Annotated in this window: 25 protein-coding genes; 7 read left to right on the forward strand and 18 right to left on the reverse strand. The window is 31.1% G+C overall.

Going from position 1 to position 19510, the window contains the following annotated elements; genetic code table 11:
• On the reverse strand, positions 1-336 hold the full coding sequence (locus DG508_RS20195) for a PadR family transcriptional regulator (RefSeq protein ID WP_103866433.1): 336 nt from the start codon (positions 334-336) through the stop codon (positions 1-3).
• A gap of 161 nt (positions 337-497) precedes the next feature.
• Entirely contained in the window at positions 498-950 is a 453-nt protein-coding gene (locus DG508_RS20200) for a DUF4870 domain-containing protein (RefSeq protein WP_103866432.1), read from the reverse strand.
• A gap of 157 nt (positions 951-1107) precedes the next feature.
• Between DG508_RS20200 and DG508_RS20205 the strand changes: the two genes are divergently transcribed.
• The 3 genes from DG508_RS20205 to DG508_RS20215 all read left to right on the forward strand — a co-directional run bounded on the left by DG508_RS20205 (position 1108) and on the right by DG508_RS20215 (position 2953).
• Positions 1108-1566 (forward strand): DUF4442 domain-containing protein, encoded by a 459-nt coding sequence (locus tag DG508_RS20205; protein WP_108870126.1) that lies wholly within the window; start codon positions 1108-1110, stop codon positions 1564-1566.
• A gap of 256 nt (positions 1567-1822) precedes the next feature.
• Positions 1823-2623, forward strand: coding sequence for a TIGR00266 family protein (locus DG508_RS20210; RefSeq protein ID WP_108870128.1), 801 nt, complete (start codon positions 1823-1825; stop codon positions 2621-2623).
• Positions 2624-2755: 132 nt separating this feature from the next.
• Positions 2756-2953 carry a hypothetical protein gene (locus tag DG508_RS20215; protein ID WP_025664664.1) on the forward strand — a complete coding sequence of 66 codons (198 nt, stop codon included), beginning with the start codon at positions 2756-2758 and terminating at the stop codon, positions 2951-2953.
• An 18-nt stretch (positions 2954-2971) separates the two neighbouring features.
• Here DG508_RS20215 and DG508_RS20220 read toward each other — a convergent pair whose 3' ends face one another.
• From DG508_RS20220 to DG508_RS20270, 11 genes are all read right to left on the reverse strand, one after another.
• Entirely contained in the window at positions 2972-3922 is a 951-nt protein-coding gene (locus DG508_RS20220; protein ID WP_108870130.1) for a LysR family transcriptional regulator, read from the reverse strand.
• Positions 3923-3956: 34 nt separating this feature from the next.
• Positions 3957-4964 carry a hypothetical protein gene (locus tag DG508_RS20225; RefSeq protein ID WP_108870132.1) on the reverse strand — a complete coding sequence of 336 codons (1008 nt, stop codon included), beginning with the start codon at positions 4962-4964 and terminating at the stop codon, positions 3957-3959.
• Positions 4965-5344: 380 nt separating this feature from the next.
• On the reverse strand, positions 5345-5989 hold the full coding sequence (locus tag DG508_RS20230; RefSeq protein WP_108870134.1) for a hypothetical protein: 645 nt from the start codon (positions 5987-5989) through the stop codon (positions 5345-5347).
• Positions 5990-5992: 3 nt separating this feature from the next.
• Positions 5993-6685: a HupE/UreJ family protein gene (locus DG508_RS20235; protein ID WP_108870136.1), complete on the reverse strand. Its 693-nt coding sequence runs from the start codon at positions 6683-6685 to the stop codon at positions 5993-5995.
• A 14-nt stretch (positions 6686-6699) separates the two neighbouring features.
• On the reverse strand, positions 6700-6912 hold the full coding sequence (locus tag DG508_RS20240) for a hypothetical protein (RefSeq protein WP_108870138.1): 213 nt from the start codon (positions 6910-6912) through the stop codon (positions 6700-6702).
• A 162-nt stretch (positions 6913-7074) separates the two neighbouring features.
• A complete protein-coding gene (locus tag DG508_RS20245; RefSeq protein ID WP_108870194.1) occupies positions 7075-8406 on the reverse strand; it encodes a DUF58 domain-containing protein in 1332 nt (443 codons plus the stop codon).
• A gap of 5 nt (positions 8407-8411) precedes the next feature.
• Positions 8412-9452, reverse strand: coding sequence for an AAA family ATPase (locus tag DG508_RS20250; protein ID WP_108870140.1), 1041 nt, complete (start codon positions 9450-9452; stop codon positions 8412-8414).
• 30 nt (positions 9453-9482) lie between these two features.
• Complete coding sequence (locus DG508_RS20255) at positions 9483-10697, reverse strand: DUF4350 domain-containing protein (RefSeq protein ID WP_159090949.1); 1215 nt, start codon at positions 10695-10697, stop codon at positions 9483-9485.
• Position 10698: 1 nt separating this feature from the next.
• Positions 10699-11448 carry a DUF4129 domain-containing protein gene (locus tag DG508_RS20260; protein WP_159090950.1) on the reverse strand — a complete coding sequence of 250 codons (750 nt, stop codon included), beginning with the start codon at positions 11446-11448 and terminating at the stop codon, positions 10699-10701.
• Between the two features lies 1 nt (position 11449).
• Positions 11450-12322 carry a hypothetical protein gene (locus DG508_RS20265; protein ID WP_108870146.1) on the reverse strand — a complete coding sequence of 291 codons (873 nt, stop codon included), beginning with the start codon at positions 12320-12322 and terminating at the stop codon, positions 11450-11452.
• A complete protein-coding gene (locus DG508_RS20270; RefSeq protein WP_108870147.1) occupies positions 12315-13277 on the reverse strand; it encodes a stage II sporulation protein M in 963 nt (320 codons plus the stop codon). The genes DG508_RS20265 and DG508_RS20270 overlap by 8 nt, the downstream gene beginning before the upstream one ends.
• A 36-nt stretch (positions 13278-13313) precedes the next feature.
• On the opposite strand from DG508_RS20270, the gene DG508_RS20275 reads away from it, so the two are divergent.
• Positions 13314-14030, forward strand: a complete 717-nt coding sequence (locus DG508_RS20275; RefSeq protein ID WP_108870149.1) for an RDD family protein — start codon at positions 13314-13316, stop codon at positions 14028-14030.
• Between the two features lie 98 nt (positions 14031-14128).
• Positions 14129-14290, forward strand: a complete 162-nt coding sequence (locus DG508_RS21135) for a hypothetical protein (protein ID WP_159090951.1) — start codon at positions 14129-14131, stop codon at positions 14288-14290.
• 37 nt (positions 14291-14327) lie between these two features.
• Here DG508_RS21135 and DG508_RS20280 read toward each other — a convergent pair whose 3' ends face one another.
• Entirely contained in the window at positions 14328-15086 is a 759-nt protein-coding gene (locus tag DG508_RS20280) for a peptidylprolyl isomerase (protein WP_108870151.1), read from the reverse strand.
• 38 nt (positions 15087-15124) lie between these two features.
• On the opposite strand from DG508_RS20280, the gene DG508_RS20285 reads away from it, so the two are divergent.
• Together DG508_RS20285 and DG508_RS20290 are read left to right on the forward strand one after the other, a co-directional pair.
• Entirely contained in the window at positions 15125-15724 is a 600-nt protein-coding gene (locus DG508_RS20285) for an NUDIX hydrolase (protein WP_234418275.1), read from the forward strand.
• Positions 15725-15768: 44 nt separating this feature from the next.
• Positions 15769-16572 carry a lysophospholipid acyltransferase family protein gene (locus DG508_RS20290; protein WP_108870156.1) on the forward strand — a complete coding sequence of 268 codons (804 nt, stop codon included), beginning with the start codon at positions 15769-15771 and terminating at the stop codon, positions 16570-16572.
• A gap of 44 nt (positions 16573-16616) precedes the next feature.
• On the opposite strand, the gene DG508_RS20295 is transcribed toward DG508_RS20290, so the two are convergent.
• From DG508_RS20295 to DG508_RS20310, 4 genes are all read right to left on the reverse strand, one after another.
• The gene (locus tag DG508_RS20295; RefSeq protein WP_108870158.1) at positions 16617-17372 is read right to left on the reverse strand and encodes a LytR/AlgR family response regulator transcription factor; all 756 of its coding nucleotides are present in this window, start codon (positions 17370-17372) and stop codon (positions 16617-16619) included.
• 55 nt (positions 17373-17427) lie between these two features.
• On the reverse strand, positions 17428-17736 hold the full coding sequence (locus DG508_RS20300) for a 2TM domain-containing protein (protein WP_103865431.1): 309 nt from the start codon (positions 17734-17736) through the stop codon (positions 17428-17430).
• Between the two features lie 77 nt (positions 17737-17813).
• Positions 17814-18161 carry a 2TM domain-containing protein gene (locus DG508_RS20305; protein ID WP_199912821.1) on the reverse strand — a complete coding sequence of 116 codons (348 nt, stop codon included), beginning with the start codon at positions 18159-18161 and terminating at the stop codon, positions 17814-17816.
• Entirely contained in the window at positions 18161-19501 is a 1341-nt protein-coding gene (locus DG508_RS20310; protein ID WP_108870162.1) for a 2TM domain-containing protein, read from the reverse strand. The genes DG508_RS20305 and DG508_RS20310 overlap by 1 nt, the downstream gene beginning before the upstream one ends.
• Positions 19502-19510: the final 9 nt, after the last annotated feature.

The raw sequence follows: 19510 nt of genomic DNA on the forward strand, positions 1-19510 counted from the left end.
TTACTTCTTTTTTTGTTTGGTTACCAGATTTACAGCGTGCTGTAATTCATTCCAGGTGGTGTTTAATTCTTTTAGAAACAATTTTCCTGTTTCTGTAAGGCCATAGTACTTACGCGGTGGTCCAGATGTAGATTCTTCCCATCGATAACTCAATAACCCTGCATTTTTAAGCCTAGTTAATAAGGGGTATATAGTGCCTTCTACCACAAGCATCTTTGCATCTTTAAGGGTTTCTAAAATTTCAGCTACGTACGCATCATCGTCCTTAAGTATAGAAAGTATGCAATATTCCAGAACACCTTTGCGCATTTGCGCTTTTGTGTTTTCGATCTTCATAAAACTAATTTTTAATTGTTAAACTGTTCATTTTTTGATTGATGATTATTAAAAAAAAGTAGATCAAAGTATACTAGTACACCAATATTAAATTTAGATGTTGAACTAGTTGATTAGGCTAGATCGTATACTATTTCTCTATTCTTTTTTAGAAAGGTTCACTATTTTATAAACCGAATTGATAATGGGTATTTATAATCTTCTCCTTTATTTGCTTTTAATGCTGCGCTAATAGTAAAAATTATTTCAAGAAAAAAACCAATTAATGCTATTATCCCAATAAAAGAAGCGCCAATGAGTGTTCTAAATCCTCCTGCTTCAGAAAAATTAATGGATATATCATTAAAGTGAAATAAATTAGAAATAGTTGCATCTCCAAATACATTGAAAATAAAAAAAGGAAATGAAAATATACCTAGTATTACAGTATATAATAAGATACTTAACTGAAAGTTAATAGCTTCTTTACCGTGAGTATCTATAAAACTTGATTTTTCTTTATTGGTAACCCATAATAATATTGGTACAATATAATTTCCAAAAGGGAAAAAATACTTGGAGAATGTACCAAGATGCATAAAGGTTGCAATATTTTTGTGATTTTTGATTGACATTTTATAAAGTATATAATAGTTGCTTATGCAAATATATGGTTAAAAAAAGGTATTATGCAAAACATAGTACCTAAATTTAACAAAAATTTAAGATATTGAATAACTTTTGCTAACTATTTCTTTTGCTTATATTGTAATTCTTAAAAAAAATGAATTCATGAATATTACTCCCAGAAAACTTAATACATTCTTATTAGTAAAATTACCTTCTGCATGGTTATGCGGTGTACGTGTAAAAAAAATTGATGAAACGACTTGTAGTGTTAGTGTAAAACATAGGTGGATAAATCAGAATCCATTTAACTCTATGTTTTGGGCTGTTCAAGGAATGGCTGCAGAGCTTACAACTGGTGCATTGGTCACTGGGTATATACGTAATAGTGGAAAAAAAATTTCAATGCTTGTAGCTACTAATAATGCAACATTTACAAAGAAAGCTACAGGTAGAATTTCTTTTGTTTGTACAGATGGGCATTTGGTAAAAGATGCTATAGAAAAAGCAATTGAAACTGGAGAGGGACAAACAGTATGGATGAAATCTGTTGGAACCAATAAAGAGGGGATAGAAGTATCTGTTTTTAATTTTGAGTGGACAATCAAAGTAAAAACAAGCTGATTGTAAAATGGTATTGTATCTATATAATACCAATTAGATATAAAAATATAGTTGGTATAACTAGTTCTTTTACATTAAAGGAAATAAAGAGTTTCTAAATCGTTCAGAAAAATTTAATGAAGAAATAAAAGGTGTTCTTAAGTAAAAAACTGTAGCAAACTTTTATCATTTACGAAGTACAAGTGTAACATTTTGTGAAAAACATTTACCAATAAAGAAACGATTTATTAATCAATAAAAAGTAGTATTAAAAAATATGACAGCACACGAAATCGATTATGAGATCATAGGTGAAGAAATGCAGTATGTAGAGATAGAACTAGACCCACAGGAAGGAGTAATTGCAGAGGCGGGAAGTTTTATGATGATGGATGATGGTATAAAGATGGATACCATATTTGGGGATGGTTCTTCAAAGGATACAGGTATTATGGGGAAGATTTTTGGAGCAGGTAAGCGATTGTTAACAGGAGAAAGTCTGTTTATGACAGCTTTTTATAATCAAGTAGGGGGTAAAAAGAAAGTAAGTTTTGCGTCACCGTATCCAGGTAAGATTATACCAGTAGATTTAACAGAATATGGAGGGAAATTTATTTGTCAGAAAGATGCATTCTTGTGTGCAGCCAAAGGGGTTTCTGTAGGAATAGAATTTTCTCGTAAATTGGGTAGAGGCTTGTTTGGAGGTGAAGGGTTTATTATGCAGAAACTAGAAGGTGATGGTATGGCTTTTGTACATGCTGGTGGAACTACTTGTAGAAAAGAGCTACAGCCTGGAGAAAAATTAAAGGTAGATACGGGTTGTATTATTGGTTTTTCTAAGGGAGTTCATTATGATATAGAATTTATAGGAGGTATTAAGAATACCATTTTTGGTGGTGAAGGATTATTTTTTGCCACATTGACTGGGCCAGGAGTTGTTTACATACAATCATTACCTTTCAGTAGACTTGCAAATAGAGTATTGGCATTAGCCCCCAGAGGAGGAGGTAAAAGTAAAGGAGAAGGTAGTATTTTAGGCGGTTTAGGAGATATTTTGGATGGCGATAATAGTTTTTAACAATGTTAAATAAGCGCTAAAAGACATTTTTTTTAGTTTTATTTACATATATTAGCTAGAACAACTTTAAAAACTATAAGATTATTCCTACAGCTATTTGTTTAAACCTAACATTTAAACCCCTATTAATTTATGGCTAGAGCAATGTTTGATTACACAAAAACTGTGCTTAAAAAAGTGAGTTTTGATGTTAATCTATTTACAAAGGAAGTTTTAAAAGCACTAAACAGACTACTTCCGCACGAGATTGAAGAATTAAAAATCTGGATTCAATCATTAACAGTAAAACAACCAGAATTACAATCTTGTCTAATCTATTTAAAATCATAATAAAAAAAAAGCGACTTTTTAGTCGCTTTTTACTTTTGATATAGGGCTTATGATTTGTACATTTTGAAAAGTAATAGCGCCTTTTACTACTCCAGCTATAGTAGTGTGTAAGGCATCAATGATCTGCATTTTGAGCTCACTTTTATTAAAGATTAAGCTAACTTCTCTTGCAGGTGAGGGTTCATTAAAATAATGAAGATTATCTTTTTCTGTATTTTTTATGTCTAATGTATGTAAGTACGGCAGGAGCGTCATTCCTAGTCCTTCATTGGCTAATTTTACAAGTGTTTCAAAACTACCACTTGCTAGTTGAAAATGATCTTCATCATAGCTCCTTTTGGTCTTACATAGATTGATAATACCATCTCTAAAGCAATGGCCATCTTCTAGAAGTAACATATCGTCAATATCAAGATCAGAAGTATTAATTTTTTTATTCTGATGTAACCTGTGTGAGCTAGGGATATATCCTACAAATGGCTCGTAATATAATACACGTTCTTTTATATTTTCATCTTCTAATGGGGTTGCTGCAATTGCGGCATCTAAGTGCCCATCTATTAGCCCTTCAATTATAGCTTCTGTATTTAGCTCTTCTATTTTTAATTTTACTTTAGGATATTTTTTTATAAAATTGTTTAAGAACATTGGTAGGATTGTAGGCATTACTGTAGGAATTACTCCAAGTTTAAATTCACCACCAATAAATCCTTTTTGTTGATCAACAATATCTTGTATACGTTCACTTTCGTTTACAATATTTCGTGCTTGAAGCACAAGTTTATTACCTACTTCTGTCAACTCAATAGGTTTTTTGCTACGATCAAAAATAAGAATATCTAATTCTTCTTCTAGCTTTTGAATTTGCATACTTAATGTAGGTTGCGTTACAAAAGTCTTTTCTGCTGCTTTGGTAAAATTTTTATGTTCTGCTACTGCTAAAACATATTTCAGTTGCGTTATGGTCATAGTTTATATTTTGGATAGCGTTTTTAAATGGTATTTATTTTTTTGTTAGATGTTGTGCATCAAGTTCTTTAAAAATATTTTTTAACTTATATTTTAATTGTTTTTCTTCAATATTTAAAATAATTGATTTTCCTTGAATCAAAGAAGTTTTCTTGTCATCATCAATAGTGTTGTTGGAGCTTGAGAAATCATATTTTACCCTTCCGCAGATACCAGTTTCAATATTTATTACATATAACCTATAGGTACCAGTAGGAGGTAGGTCTTGTCGAACTATTAAATAGTCATCAAAAAGCTTTACTGATTTTATTGATTCCCATCTTAATTTTTCAGGAGCTCCCGTTAGTGAGAAATCACTGATGAATACCCATTTATAAAAATCTTCTTTTTTTACAACTACTCCATGAGATGTATGAAATGTTTTATAAAGAGAATTACTATCAGAAACTTGTAAGCTATCTCCTGCCTTATTTCTATAATGGTTATGGGCATAATAAACTAGGAATCCTTTATTATCTTTTTTAGTAAATCTTTTAGGAGTATTATGCAATTGATTAAGGGTGTCACCTTTGATATCAATATAATAATTATAGGGGTATTCAAACTTATTATTTACCCAGTTAGTTTGAGGATCAATGATAAGATCAAAAAAGGAGTTATTATCTAGTTTATTATTAGAAAATGAACTTCTAATTATCCAATCTAGCGAAGGATCAGGAACATTCTTTTTTTCAGGAAGCAGTTGTTCTTTAATTGTTTCAAGAAAAAGTTGATTTTCGGTTTTATTAAGTTCAGAGGGGATCAGTATAGTTTTTTTGATTTCACAAAAACATCCGTCATTTGTGAGCTCATGCATTTCGTTTGTTTTTCCATTTATAATCTGAACATGCTTTCCTCCAAAACTGCTTCCTCCTTCATAAAAGGATTTTAGTGTATCAACGGCCTTATCATTGTTAAAATCACCTAAACTAATTTTACTATCTGATTGCCCAAAAACTTGACAAAAAATTAAGTAAAATATTAGAGTTAGTGTTTTTTGCATAGTATATAGTATATAGTACCATTTTTAATTTGATGTTATTTTTATAAGCAAACTCAAATTAGAAATGATATAACAAAAGTATAAAAGCTATTGATATTATTTATTAAATAATTGCTAAAAATTTATTTTATCTATTGCTTTCTTTTAAAAAAAAGAGGTTTAGTGTCCAAAATACTCTTTATTACGAGTATTTATATATACGATTAGAATACTTTATTTACTAAGTGAGATTTTAATGCTGCGAAGTTGATTTCAAAATTAGAAGTTCGTTTCAAACGAATACTTCCTGCCCCAATGTAATTATCAATAACCTATATATGAAGGGGGGAGAGTAAGTAACTTTTGTTTATAGATAGTACTGTAGAAGTTAAAAAGAGTATTTACTTATCAAATAATTTGTATTGTCCTTTTAGTCTTATGGTTATAGTAATATCTTCTTTGTTGTGGTTTCTAAAATACCAACCGTGTTTTCCTTCAAAAGGAGCAGTAAATGTTCCTGCCATATTGTTAGAATATGCTAGCGTATAGCTTTCATAAAACACATTTTCTGGAGGGTTTTCTTGTAGTACCTCTCCATGAAAGTCAATATAAACGATAGCGTCATTTGTAGTGCTCCATTCATACTTTACACTTCCGTATTTTAATGCTTTAAACTTGTATTCTATACCTTTTCCTGCAGGAACTGTTACTTGTATAGTATCGTTTTTCTCAGTGAATTGCTCTGATGGCGCAGGGTTGTCTGCTTCTATTGGTTTTGGAACACTTGCAGGAGACCCTAGTTTTTCTAATTTTAGTTTTTTAAAATTTAATAGAGAAACAGACTGTGTGTTGGTTTGTTCTATTTCTTCAGTATCATTTACATATAACTTACTAAAACCAAAAAGTTTTCCTGTACCTAGTGGGTCTATATTGTATTCTGCTGGTAATACTGCAGTGATAAGTACAATAAGGCCAATAAAAAATGCTATAAAAACTGATTTTATAAGTTGCTTTTTATCCATTGTGTTGGTAGTGCTTGTAGTCATAATTTAGTAGTATGTCAAAAAATATCCTGTTATTTGAAATCCAAATAATAGAAAGCCTGCAGCCATGAGAAGTATATTAGTAAGGTTAGAGAATTTGATATAACTGTTATATCTTCTCCAAATCCCTAAGAGTAAGAGAACAAGTCCTAATGCTAAAAATTGCCCTATTTCTACTCCTATATTAAAACCGATTAGGTTTATAAAAAGTCCTTCCTTGTCAAATTTAAATTCTTGTAATTTGGTAGCTAATCCAAAACCGTGAAATAATCCAAAAATAAGCACAGCTATTTTGGTATTTGGTTGTTTACCAAAAAATTGCTTAAACCCTCCTAAGTTATCAAACCCTTTATATACAATTGATAACGCGATAATAGCATCTATTAAAAAGGCATTTATATTAATATCTGCCATTACACCAAGTAGTAGTGTGATACTATGACCTATTGTGAAAAAGCTTACATATAAGATTATTTCTTTAGTTCGATACAAAAAGAAAATAACCCCTACCAGAAAAAGTAAATGATCGTATCCTGTGATCATATGTTTTGCACCAATATATAGAAAGGAGCCAAAAGCGATTCCTTTATTACCTAATAAGAAAGATTGCGTTTTATCATCTACCCCATGCGCATTTGCTGTTATTGAAATGAGTATAAGGAATAGAAAAATAAAAAATCTGGTAGAGTTTTTAAACATTGTTTTACTATAAATTAATGAGCGTGCCCGTGTTCTTTTATTTGTTGGATACTATCTAATCTTCTTTTTTCGGCTTCATCAATTTCTGTAGTTTTTTTAATATCGGATGCTGCTTCTTGAGTAGTTTCTGATTTAGTTGAATCTGTTTTTTCTTGTTTATTTTCAGCGCAAGCTCCTAGAATTGCTAGTGCAAAACTAGCTATAATTATTGTTTTTTTAATCGTCATGTTTGTGTTTTTTTAATGATTTAATTTATTGAATTTTCAATTAAAATATACTTTTTAGTTACCTCTTAAAAACAGAAGTAACTCATTTTTATTATATATAATTAAGGGTGAGGGGGTAGCATATTACTCTTTAAGAAACGGGAGAGGTTAACCAAGGTTTAATCATAGTAATCCTCTAGCTTTAATTTCAAGGTACTTGTTGATTGTATTAATAGTTAGGTTTTCTGGAGTAGTTAACACCGTTTGTATACCATGTTTTTGTAATTCTTTTACCATTAGTTTTTTGTCATAAGCAAATTGCTGAGCTATTGTTTGATCGTATATAGTTTGCATGTCGTCTGCTTTTTGCTCAATAAGGTGATCAAGTTCTGTGTTTTGAAAGAAGACAACAACTAATAGGTGTTTTTTTGCCAATGCTTGTAAATAAGGAAGTTGCCTTTTTAGTGATGAAATATGCTCAAAATTAGTATATAACATTAATAAACTTCTATGATTTATTTGCCGTTTGATATGCGCATATAGCAACCCAAAGTCGGCATCCAAAAATTGTGTTTTTACATTATATAAGGTTTCAGATATAGAATTTATATATGTTTTTTTTCCACTTGATGGTAAAAAATCTTTTACTGTATTAGAAAAAGAAAGCATTCCTACTTTGTCATGTTTTTTTAGTGCTATATTAGAAAATGCCAAGGTGCTATTCACGGCATAGTCCAAAAGACTCAAGCCATCAAAAGGCATTTTCATAACTCTACTGGCATCTATTACAGAATATATTGGTTGTGATTTCTCATCCTGAAACTGATTAATCATTAGGTTACCGTGTTTTGCTGTTGCTTTCCAGTTGATGGTTCGAACATCATCACCAATAACATATTCCTTAATTTGTTCAAACTCCATAGTATGACCAATACGTCTTATTTTTTTTAGGCCTATTTGGGTTAGTTTATTATCTATAGCCAAAAAATCATACTTTTTCATTTGTATAAAAGAAGGGTAAACTTTTACCATTGCTTCGCTATCAAAGCTATAACGTCTTTTTGCAAGTTGTATCCTTGTCATAGTGTAGACGTATAAGTTTCCAAAAACATATTCTCCTCGTTTTACTGGGCGTAAGGAGTATTCAAAATCCAACACTGATTTGGGAGTAATACTTCCTTTCTTTAGGAAATCACGTTTTTGGAATTGTATAGGGATTTCATCTATAATTTCTACATGAGTCGTAAAGCGGTATTTATTTTTGATTCGTATAGGTACTGCATTAAAGTCACTATTAGAGAATTTATCAGGTAGAATTCTGGTAGCATCAATTCCATGTTTTGTAGTATACAAAGTAACAATATCAAATAAAAAAATGATAATAAGTCCCCATACGAGTAACCATGCGATAGGGTATAGGGGTTTGAGCCAGTATGATATCAAAAATAGTACTGATATAAGTGTGAGTATATAAAATACTCTAGGGCTTAGGTATAGCGACTTTATAAACTTGATCACAACTAGCGTGGTATTTCTACAGATTGCAAGATCATCTCTATCACATTTTCTGTAGTCATTCCTTCCATTTCACGTTCTGGTGATAAGATAAGACGATGACGAAGCACTGGAAATAATGATTTTTTGATATCCTCTGGTGTTACAAAATCCCTTCCGTTTATTGCTGCAAATGCTTTTGAGGCGTTCATAACTGCGATTGATGCTCTAGGAGAACCTCCTAAATACAAATGAGGATGTGTTCTTGTTTTGGTTACGATTTCTGCAATGTATGTTAGTATTTTTTCTTCGATGATGACTTCCTGAGTTTTTGCTTTAAACTCTACTAATTTTTCTGGAGTCAATACAGTACCAATCATTTCTAATGGTTTGGTAGTTTTTCTCTCATGATGTGTTTTCAAAATATTGATTTCATCATCAAGAGTAGGGTAGTCTACTTTAATTTTAAAGAGGAAACGATCCAATTGTGCTTCTGGTAATGCATATGTTCCTTCTTGTTCTACTGGATTTTGAGTGGCTAATACCATAAAAGGAGGTTCCATAGGATATCTAATTCCATCAATGGTAACTTGTCTTTCTTCCATCACTTCAAACAAAGCGGCTTGAGTTTTGGCAGGAGCTCTATTGATCTCATCAATGAGTACCATATTAGAGAAAATAGGTCCTTTTTTGAATTCAAAATCACTGGTTTTCATATTCAATATAGAAGTACCTAATACATCACTTGGCATGAGGTCTGGTGTAAATTGAATACGATTAAAATCAGTTTTTAGTGTTTTTGCAAATAATTTTGCAGTGACTGTTTTTGCAATTCCAGGCACTCCTTCAATCAACACATGTCCATTGGATAAAAGAGATACAATCAATAATTCTATAAAATCATGTTGTCCAATAATTACTTTTGCTAATTCTGCTTTTAGTTTTTCGACAGATTGCTGTAATTCACTAAGGTCAATTCTGTTTTCAAAACCAAGACTTTGCTCTGATGATTCAATCTCTGGAGCTTGTTCTGGATTTGTATTATTTGTAAATTCTTCGTTTTCCATGTGTAATTCGTTTATATGCTATATTTTTTTCTATGATTGCTGTTTGAATTGAGTAATCAACTCATATAGACGTACTAGTTCTTCTTTTTCAATCTTTGGTTTTTTATCGAGTTCATCAAAGTATTTGAATAGTACTTTGGTATCTTCAATACTATTATTACTTCTTGCAGCAATATCGGTTATTGTTTTCTGGCTTAATGTGTCTGTTGGGATTCTAAGTACATCACGCACATAATCTAGAAATAAGAGGTTTTGTTTTCTTACAATTTCTTTATGTTTTCCTTTTTCAAAATACATACCACTTATTGTTCTGGTAAAAGAAAGGGTTTGATTTTTTAATGGTACTATAATTGGGATACTTCTTTGCTTTCTTTTTCCTTCAAAAATTACAAAAAGGACAACACCAATAAGAAGAAAATAATAAGCCCACTTTAGGTATCTGTTGTTGATAAGAAAAAAAAGAGGAGATGTATAAAATGTTTTTCCTGACTTATAATAATTATCCCAAAAAATATGTTGGGTTGGATGTATATATGCCAAAAGATTTTGAGTGTATAGATGGTTTTTTTCTTTCAGTATAAAATAATTTCCAAAAGCTTCGGGAAAAGTATGTAGTAAGATTACTCCATCACCAAAGGACTGTTTAATATAATTAACTTGAGGGTCACTTATTTTTAATGTATCGTTGTATAATTGAGAGACTCCTAGCACAGTAGTATTTGCAGAGTCTAATTTACTAAAATAGGAGTTGTATATATCACGGTCATATAAAAATGGAGTGTCATTTTTGAGGTTTTTATTTGTTAATTCAACCAGTGGTTTGCTAGAAATTTTATCAAGAGATAATAGATTATCGGTTTCTATATTGAGCGTATCTAGTAATCTATTTTCTATTGTTTTTGCAGAAATAAACAATGTATTCCCATTTTCTACCCATTTTAAGATTGTATTTAATTCATTTTTATCAAAATGTATAGAGCCATTAATAAAACAATATGTTCCTGATATAGTATCGTTGTCTGTAAGAAATTCATATGGAGGTTGATTGATATCTTTAAGTTCCTGACCTGCTAAAGATTCTTTTATAAGATTGTAAGAAGCAAAAGTTCCTAAAGGGATTTTATCGGTTTTAGCATAGCTAGGATACCAATTAATAGGGTCAGGCTCACTAGCTTCATAGTAAGTAAGAAAGCCAATGATAGCAATAATAATAATGATAAATATTTTAGAACTTTTTGAGATCAAATTAATGTTGAATATGATTGGTTATTGCTATAAATTCTTTTTCTGCTTTTTGATATGATTTTTCGTTCACTTCAAAACTTCCGTACCAAATAAAATCGTATAGTTTAGTAATAGATTTGAATTGGTTACGTACTGTATCATCTGTTAATTCTTTAATATAATCTGTATTAGTTTTTTGGGCTTCCCATTGAATCAATTCTACATCAGATAATTTTTTTAATACAAATAAATAATAATACCGAATTGCCAGTCTATAATTTTTTTGTTGTAGGGCTTGATGAATTAATTGCTGTATGTCTTTATTGTGAATAATATCTTCATCCTCTGTAAGCGATATTTGAGGAGCTGTTGGCTTTTCTAGCAGCATATCTCTTGGATTTACCCTCATAAATAACCACCCTAATAAAAATAAGACTCCTATAACTAATGTATACATTAGTATATGTAATAAGATGGTCCAAAACTCGCTAGTAGCTACTGCTGTTCCAAAAAATGATTTTAGGATTTTTTTAAAATACTGGTTTATCCAACTTTTGAATTGAGTCCACCAATTATCAGGTTCTTGATATTCTGTATAATTAAAATCTTCCTGAGATCTAAACTCTTCTATTTTTTGATCATCAAAATCCAGTGCTTTTTGATCAGAGTTGAGATCATATACAGGTTGCTGTATATTGGTAAGAATACTATCCTGAGTATTGGCAGACATCAGGATAGGTATATATAATAATACGTAGTATAGAATTTTCAATTTATTCTGATTTACCTAAAGAATCTATTTGTTCTAATGCTCCAGTAGCATGTTTTCTTTCATTTAGATTATAATAAATAAAAGCAGTAGCTACTGAGGTTATGATATATAATAAATATTTTGCTGCCGATGATAAAGTGTTTAATAGTATAAATACCCAATCAATAGATGATGATGCATCATTCATTGATGTTTCAGAAGCGAGTGCTAATCCTTTCATAAAAGAATAAACTATCGCTGGGATCGAAAATACAGCACTTATTACAGCAATTAAAATACCAAGAACCAAAAGAGTGGCAAAAGTGATCCACCATTCATTTTTGATTAATAAAAAACTATCATTGATAGCATCAGAAATACTCGTTTTACGAAATACCAAAATAGAAAAAACCAAGCTCATAGGTACATAAAGGTAGATTCCTGGAATAAAACATAATAAAAACCCTACCCCTGTAATCAAACCAGAAAGAAACCCTAAACCGATGATTTTTCCAAAATCTTGTTTTACTCCTTGTGTTACTGTATTTATATCTACTACTCCTTTGTTATCAATATAAGTCTTTATAAAATGTAAGACAGTACCACATAACAATCCATAAAAAATAAGTAGTGTAGTAAACATTGCAAAAAGAGCAATAGCAAACATTCCCATATTGGTAACCTCATTATTACTTAACCTTACTGGGTCTAGAAAAGAAGTAGAGATATGTGTGTAAAATGCAGATGCCAGTATAAGTAATACAAATGGAATACCAGAGGTCTTCATTAATACAGATAACAAAATTTTACCGTTGTTTCTCAAAAAAGCAAAGGTATCTGTCAGGATATCTCCTAATTCTCTTTTTTTCTTGAATTCTATGTAGTTGTTATTCATTTTTCAATTTGTTATACAATTGTTTAGGGTAAATTACGTAATAAAATAAAATCAATGCCAGCGATCCTGATATAATTATAACAGCAAGCCAGTCTGGCATTTCTGTATGTCTGGTTACAAAGCCTTCTAAAAAACCCGCTATTACAAAAAAGGGAATTGTACTAATGACAATTTTTAATCCTGCTTTTATTCCTCTTACAAAAGAGGTAAGTCGAGTATATGTTTTGGGAAACAAAATAGAGTTACCTACTACTAGCCCTGCGCATCCTGCAATGATGATAACCGAAATTTCTATAGTACCATGAATCCATATCGTACGAGCACTATCCCATAACAACCCTTTTTCATAAAAAAAATACTGAAAAGACCCTAGCATTATAAAATTACGCATCAACATATATATGGTTCCAATACCAAATAATACTCCTAGAATAAAGCAATTAAGAGCAACGCGTATGTTGTTTATAGTAATTCCTAAAAACATTTTGGTTTCTTCCATTTTTTTGTAAACAGCCATAGGATCATCATTGGCAATGTTTTCTAAAGTCATATTTACATAGGCATCTCCTAATATAGATCTAGCAAAAGCACCATCGGTGGCAGAAGAATATGCACCAATGATTGTAAATAATGTAGCAATCAAAAATGCAATTAATAGTTCTTTTTGGTATGCATAAAATTCTAATGGGAATTCTTTGACCCAAAAGGAGTATAATCGATTTTTTTTCTCTTTTTTTGTCTTATAAATCTTTTGATGTGCATTAGATGCTAGGCCATTTAGATAGCTAAGTGTTTGGCTATTGGGATAAAATGTTTGAGCATAACTAAGATGATCAGTTATTTCGATATATAAATTAGAAAGCTCATCTGGTGTTATTTGAGTATTATTTACCAGAACACTTTCAAATTTTAGCCATTTATCTTTATTTTGCTTTACAAAAGCCGCCTCACGCATGTATCGAAGATTATAGAGGATCAAAGAAACATAATAATGGATAATTTTCAAATAGAAACAGCTCAAAATGTTAGTATACAACAAAACGTTGCAGGAATAGGAGAACGTATTCTAGCATATCTTATTGATCTTTTGGTGATCATAGTTTATTTTATCATCATCATTTTTCTAAAAGGAATGTTGAGTGATAATAGAGGTGATCAATGGGCTTTTTGGATGACAATGGGGCTACCTCCGTTTTTATACTTTTTGATGTGGGAGACATTTTGGGACGGAAAAACACCTGGTAAAGCTACTATGAAAATAAAAGTTGCCAGATTAGACGGGTCAAGACCTGCTTTTTCAAATTATTTAATAAGATGGTTACTTCACTTATTAGATGTTACTCTTGCATTTGGTGGGGTTGCTGTGGTTACTATTTTATTAAACGGAAGAGGGCAACGCTTAGGGGATATGGCGGCAGGAACTACAGTGATTAGCGAACGACAACGAGTACAGTTTCATCAAACCATTTTGGTAGATATTCCAGAAGACTATGTTGCTGTATATCCGCAGGTAACTGTTTTTAATGACCAAGAAATGCGTAAGATAAAGGCGATCTATACAGATGCAAAACGGCATGCGGATCATACTATAATTCTCGAACTTTCTAAAAAAGTAAGCACTTTGATGGATGTAACTCCACAAGAAAAACCTTTGCTGTTTGTAGGTAAAGTAATTGCAGATTATAACTATTATACGCAGAAGTTGTGATGTTAAGAACAATAGGTTGAAGATATCTTTTACTATAAAAGGGGTAACATTTTTTTATTAGCATTGATATAATGATATAAATCATAAAAAGCTATATCATGAAAAAAAAGGATTTCAAAAAATTACAATTGACAAAAAAGACCATATCACAGGTAAGAGGAGGTTTGTCTCACCCAATGGGTGAGTATAAAGAACGTGTAAAATGGTATGTAGGAACAAGAAATACATGTCAATGTGAAACTATTGCCTCACCATGTTAAATTCTATAAGCGAACTTAGGTTCGCTTATTTTTATCATTACCTAATCACTTCTGCTTTTATAAAAATATTTTCTTTTGGCCATTCACTACTATCAGTAGGTACATTAGATATTTTATCAGCGATCTTCATTCCTTTTACTACTTTTCCAAAAATGGTATGTTCTCCATCAAGATGAGGTGCTCCTTCTTTGGCAATTACAATAAAAAACTCATAGGGGGTAGATCTATTTGATGGGTTATCTACCCATTGCTTAGATAGAGCAACGGCGCCCCTAACATGTTTTAAACCTTTTACAGGTTCTTGGGGGATTGTGTATTTTCCAATTTCAAAACGTTTTACAGCCATCTCCTGACGGTCACTATTACCTCCTTGTATTACAAACCCCTTAGCAACTCTATAAAAAAAAGTTTCGTCAAAATATTTTTCCTTTACCAGATAAATAAAATTGGCTCTATGTATGGGAGTTTCTTTATAGAGTTGTATATGAATATCACCATATCTAGTAGTCACTTTTACCAAGGTTTCTGGATTTTTTTGGCCATATGCAGTCATAAACTCAATAAGGTTTTCATTTGTGAGTTTAAAAGGCGCTTTGTCTATTTCTTTTTGCAGAGAGGTGTTTATGTCTATAGTTGTCGATATAGAATCACTTTTTTGTGTTTTGATAGTAGTAACAGAAACAGTGTCTTTATTTATTTCAGGACTCTGTTTATTTTTTTTAGAATGTGTATCTTCACAATTAGAGAAAATGATGCTAAATAAACAAAAACATAAAATTGATTTGGTAAATGACATTTGAAACATTTAAAAATTTGATTCCAAAAATAAAGAAAATGTCAGTACCGGGAGAGGCCTCCCATTTTATCATGACTCCTGAGGCTCGATCACGAGAATTAAAGAGTTTAAAAATAGAGGAGAATACTGCCCGTAATGCTGCCGTAATGATGCTTTTTTATCCAAAGGATGTAGTAACTCATCTGGTATTAATTTTAAGACCAGAATATGAGGGTGTACATTCTGGGCAGATTGCTTTGCCAGGAGGTAAGGCAGAAACTTTTGATCAAAATTATACAGCAACAGCATTGAGAGAAACTCAAGAAGAGGTAGGAGTGCATACAGATACAGTTACAGTAATAAAATCGATGACAAAAGTATATATCCCGCCTTCTAATTTTTGGGTACATCCTTTTTTGGGATTTACAGATAACAGACCTGATTTTGTAGCTCAAAAGGAAGAAGTAGCAAAAGTGATAGAAGTACCATTGACAGAATTATTAGATGAAGGCAATGTAACTTCTCAAAAATTAACAACTTCTTACGCGAAAAATATAGAGGTACCTTCCTTTGAATTAAATGGTTATGTGGTGTGGGGAGCAACTGCAATGATGTTAAGTGAGCTTAAAATGCTTTTAAAGACATCAATAGCGTTATGATTTTGTATATTTGGCATTCTTAATAAAAAAGAGTTTTCAAGTATATGGGACTGTTTAAAAGAAATCCATTTGGACATGTATTATTTCTGAAAAAATGGCTCATCCGTATTATGGGAGGGTTAACGCATAGGCGTTATAGAGGTTTTAATGAACTACAGATAGAAGGAAGTGAAGTTTTTAGAAATCTTCCAGATAATAATGTGTTGTTTGTTTCTAATCATCAAACATATTTTGCAGATGTAGTAGCAATGTTTCATGTATTTAACGCAAGTTTAAGTGGCCGTACGGATTCTATAAAAAATGTAGGATATCTATGGCAACCTAAACTTAACTTGTATTATGTTGCGGCAAAAGAAACAATGAGAGCAGGGTTACTAGCAAGAATTTTGGCTTATGCTGGAGCAATAACTGTTGAGCGTACTTGGAGGTCTAAGGGAAAAGAGATCAATCGTCAGGTAAAGATGAGTGATATCACCAATATTTCTAGAGCCTTAGAAGATGGGTGGGTAATTACTTTTCCGCAAGGGACTACAAAACCTTTTAAACCTATCAGAAAAGGAACTGCACATATTATTAGAAAATATAAGCCTATAGTTATTCCAATAGTCATAGATGGATTTAGAAGATCTTTTGATAAAAAAGGAATTAGAATCAAAAAAAGAGGAATTCTACAATCAATGGTAATCAAAGAACCTTTGAAGATTGATTATGAAAATGATTCTATAGATGATATAGTAAGTCAACTAGAATATGCTATAGAGCAACACCCATCTTTTCTTAAAGTAATTCCACAAAAAGAACTAGAAGCAGAAGAAGAATTGAATAAGAAAAGACAGTGGGAGTACTAGATGTACTATGTTTATTACCTACATTTAAAAATACCAGACTTATTTTATTCTAACCACAGTTTAAAGTCTTTTACACGTTCTCTTGCTACAATAATTTCTTGGTCATTGAAATGATGTAATTTTATTTGTAGTCTTGAATTTGTGTATGAAACAATATCTTTTATCGCATTGATATTTATATAAAACTTTCTACTAGTTCTGAAAAACTGTTGAGGGTTTAGTTCATCTTCTAAGGATTCTAAGGTGGTGTCAATCAAATAATTTCTATTATCAGTTGTATGTAGATATGTCCCTTTATTTTCAGAATAAAAACATTCTATATCCTGAACTGTAAATATTTTTAGATGTTGTCCAACCTTGGCAGTAAATCGCTTTTTATAAACTCGATCAATTGGGTTTATTAATAGCTTTTTGATATCATCAAAATCTACTTGCAACTGTTGTTTTTTGGGGAGCTGCTCTTTATACTTTTGTACTGCAGTTTCTAACTCCTCATCATCTATAGGTTTTAATAGATAGTCGATACTATTTAGCTTAAAAGCTTTAAGAGCATATTCGTCATAAGCTGTGGTAAAGATGATAGCACTTTTGATAGTTATTATATCAAAAATTTCAAAAGACAAGCCATCACTCAGCTGTATATCTAGAAAAATAAGATCAGGATGCTCATTATTACTAAACCATTCTATAGATTCTTTTACAGAATGTAGCATTGTATGCACTTGCATATCAAGTTCGCTGAGCATTCTGCTTAAGCGTCTAGCAGCAGGTTTTTCATCTTCAATAATTATAACATTCATTTGTTTGGTATAGGTTAAGGTTTGTTTTTATGTTCAAATAACAGGTTTTTTTAAATTATTCCCACAATTGTTTTTGATCATCTTTTTCTTCATCCATGTACTCTCTGATTTTCCGTTCTTCCCAGTCTTCATTAAACATAGGGTTAATTCTATAGGCTTTCATTGCATGAAAAGCAATTCCGATTCCCCATCCAAAAGCAGCCCATAGAAACCAAGTATGACTCCATTGGTTTTGGTAGTAGTTTATTCCTGCAAGAAAACTTATTACAAGAATATATGAGAGGAGGTTGTTATAGAATTTCTTTAATATTTCCACACGGGTTTTAGCTTTTTCGTATCTTTTTTGTTCGTCTAAATCTTTCATAATTTCTTTTTATTAGTTTATGTTGATTATTACTATGTTATGTTGGTTTCAATATGGCTTAGGAAATTGTTTTATTTCTAAAAATCATCCTTATCCATTAATTCTTTAATCTTGCGTTCTTCCCATTCTTTACTAAAAACAGTTTTTGAAAAGAAAGCGTTTTTTCTAAAAGTTCGTATTCCATGAATTGCTAAACCGATTCCCCATAATACTGGTGTAATAAATAAATTCCAGTCTAACCATTCTGTAAAATTCTGATTGGTAGTGAATCTACCTGAACCTACATTGGTATTCATATTTACCACAAAGATTACTATATTGATAATAATGTAAACAATAAGGTGGTTGTAAAACCCTTTTTCATCCTCTACACGTTTTTTTGCTTTATTATAGCGATTTTGTTCTGTTTTGTGATCATCCATCATTAGTCATGTTTAGAATTGTTCATATATTTTTGAATTTTCTTTTTCTCCCAATCTTTACCAAGTATGTGAAAATTAAATGCATCAGAGGCATGAAAGATGAGTCCAATTCCCCACCCAATCATTGGAAATAAAAACCATGGTAGGTCAAATCCTGTTGTCTTGTAATTAATAAATACAAGAAATGGTATAACAATACAGTATGAGAGTAGACTACCGTAGAAATCTTTTATCTTTTTTACCTGGTCTTTTGCTCTTTTATATTTTAGTTTTTTTATAGTTTCTATATCTTGAGAAATTGTCATATCAATTGCTTTTACTTGTTTTGTTAATATTGGTAACGCTGCAATAAAAGTGTTTTCTGTCTTGTATACAGAGAATTTTCTTTTTGTCAATAATGCGTAGCGCTGTTGTATATTACCTAATCCAACTCCACTACTTTGTTTTATTACTTCTTTGGGTTGTAGGTTGTTCTCTACCATAAGAAACCCATCTTTTTCGTAAATTTTTATGTGTAGAGGCATTTCTGGCATTACAATATTATGTTTTACTGTGTTTTCTAGTAAAATTTGTAATGACAGAGGTACTACTTTGGCCTCTGGGTTAACCACTTGTTTTGGCGCATCAAATACAATACTATCTTCAAATCGTAATTGTAGTAGCATCATGTAGGTTCTGGCAAACTTTAATTCTTCATCTACAGTAATCAGTTCTTTATCCTTTTGCTCCAACACATAGCGATACACTTTTGATAAAGAAGTAGTAAATTTTTGTGCCATTCTTGGGTTTTCTTCTATCAAAGAAGTAAGAACATTTAGGCTGTTGAATAAAAAATGAGGGTCTAATTGGTTTTTTAGTGCTGCAAATTTTGCAGACGCTGTTCCTGCTATTATTTTTTGTTCTGTAACCTTTTTCTCCTGTAAAGCTTTATAAAAATATACGGTGTGAAGAAAAAGAGAAACAATGATAGTGAGTAGTAACGGGAACAGATATTCTTTTATTGATTGATCTGCTATAAACTGTTCACTAGTTTGATTTTTGAATATAATAACAGTAAGTGTAAAATTACATAGTATATACCCAATCATTGTTAAGATAATAGACCCTCCTGCACCTATAAGAACTCTTTGTAAACCACGATTTTTCCATTCGAATTTATGATTGATGATATCGAAATATAAAAAATTGAGATAGGCCAAAAAGAAACAGTATGTGTATGAGATCATCCACCATTTTATAGTAAGAATTTCTTCAAAATTAAACCCATTTGATACTAAGGTAATTAGTGCAATTACGATAGAAATTATCAAGGATATAGAAACTGTTTTTTTTAAAATCTTCATTGTTCGTTA

Source organism: Aquimarina aquimarini (genome assembly GCF_900299535.1).
Lineage (GTDB): Bacteria > Bacteroidota > Bacteroidia > Flavobacteriales > Flavobacteriaceae > Aquimarina > Aquimarina aquimarini.